Below are 1,495 nucleotides of genomic sequence, written 5' to 3'. Positions count from 1 at the left end.
AGGACTTCGGTAACGGGGCCGTCTGAGTCAAGTAAAACAAGTCGACCGCAGTAGCGCAGTCATGCTGCCAAGGCGGCAAATATTTCCTATAGACTCCCTATCGCCGATGCCTGGCTTGCTTCGCCCTTCATTTGAGGTCACCCCGGGTTCATGCTTCGGTCCGTGGTCAGCGCGATGGCTGCCAACATGATGCTGGTCCAGTGCGGCAATTCCGATGTGCCCATCTCATTGGCGTGCTCGACCGAGGCCGGCGACAGTCCTGACCACGGCATCATCGGAACCGCGTCCCGGTTGGGACCTCGAAGGTCTGCGGTCAGACAGACGTCAACGACATGGTTCTGCTATGAACGCTCAGGCCGACTTGGCGATCAACGGGACTGTGGAGAATTCCGTACCATCCCTCCACATCCGGTGCAGGATTGTGCCGATGCGCCTTGCCAAAGCCACCATCGCACGCTTTGCACCGCGGCGTTTGGCAACTTGTGCAGCCCAGCTCCGCAGCCATGTCGAGCGACCCCGATGGATCATGACGGTAGCCGCTTGGCACAAGGCTCTTCGTAGATTGGCGTCCCCAGCTCGCGTAATGCCGCCGATCACGTCGCGCTCCCCGGACTGGTTGCGCGACGGTGTAAGGCCAACCCATGGACCAACTTTCTTGGACGATGAGAACCGCGCGGGATCATCGACAGCGGATCGGAAAGTTAAGGCGACGACCGCCCCGATGCCTGGCATCGTCATCAACAGCCGGCACACCGCATCCTCCTTCGCAAGCAGACGGACCTGACGTTCGAGCCCAGCTAGTTCATGGCACAGGCTGGCGCGCGCACGTAACATCGGCCCGGCCGCTGCTTGCAGCATGGCATTGCCATCCACCAATTCCCTAATCCGGGCGTCGAACTGGCCGCGTGAGATGGCGCCAACCTTCAGGCCAAAGTTTCTCAGCAGTCCGCGTAGAGATAGCTCCAGCGCGATCATGCCCTGCTGGATCGCCTTGCGGGCAGCCAAAAGCGCGCGAACCTCCTGTGCCGATACGGATTTGCAATGTACAGGCCTGAACCAGCCCATGTGAAGCAGTCGAGCAATTCCTTCTGCGTCGCGCCGATCCGTTTTGATCGGCATTGCCTTCAGAGCACCCTTCACTTGCCGGGTTTCCATCAGGACAACATCCAGCCCGGCATCGGCCAGGCCGCGATGCAGCCATTGGGACAGCGGTCCGGCTTCCAGTCCGATGATGGCGACCGCTCCCTCCAGGGTGTTTGCAAAGTCCACGATCGCCTGGGGATCACTGGGAACCTGCGCCTCCTTTGCGATCTTGCCATACTCATTGATCACACAGACGGCGGTCTTCGCCAGTGATACATCCAGTCCGATAAACAGCTTCATCCCGTATTCCTCCGATTGAGACTGATACGGGAACAGCGACAGCTTGCCATGAGCAATTGCAAGATGCTCGGGCTGGTCGTGCACGGCGCAGGCCCCGTTACAGCATCTCATT

1 protein-coding gene is annotated in these 1,495 nt (G+C 59.8%); it reads right to left on the bottom strand.

Annotation, left to right across the window (positions count from 1 at the left end; genetic code table 11):
* Positions 1 to 351 precede the first annotated feature (351 nt).
* A complete protein-coding gene (locus LQK81_RS26180) occupies positions 352 to 1,383 on the bottom strand; it encodes an IS110 family transposase (RefSeq protein ID WP_230809322.1) in 1,032 nt (343 codons plus the stop codon).
* Positions 1,384 to 1,495: the final 112 nt, after the last annotated feature.

This window comes from Rhizobium sp. GN54, from assembly GCF_021026345.1.
Classification (GTDB): domain Bacteria; phylum Pseudomonadota; class Alphaproteobacteria; order Rhizobiales; family Rhizobiaceae; genus Mycoplana.
The sequence above is the reverse complement of the archived record's forward strand: the minus strand, read 5'-3'. Positions and strand labels throughout refer to the sequence as shown.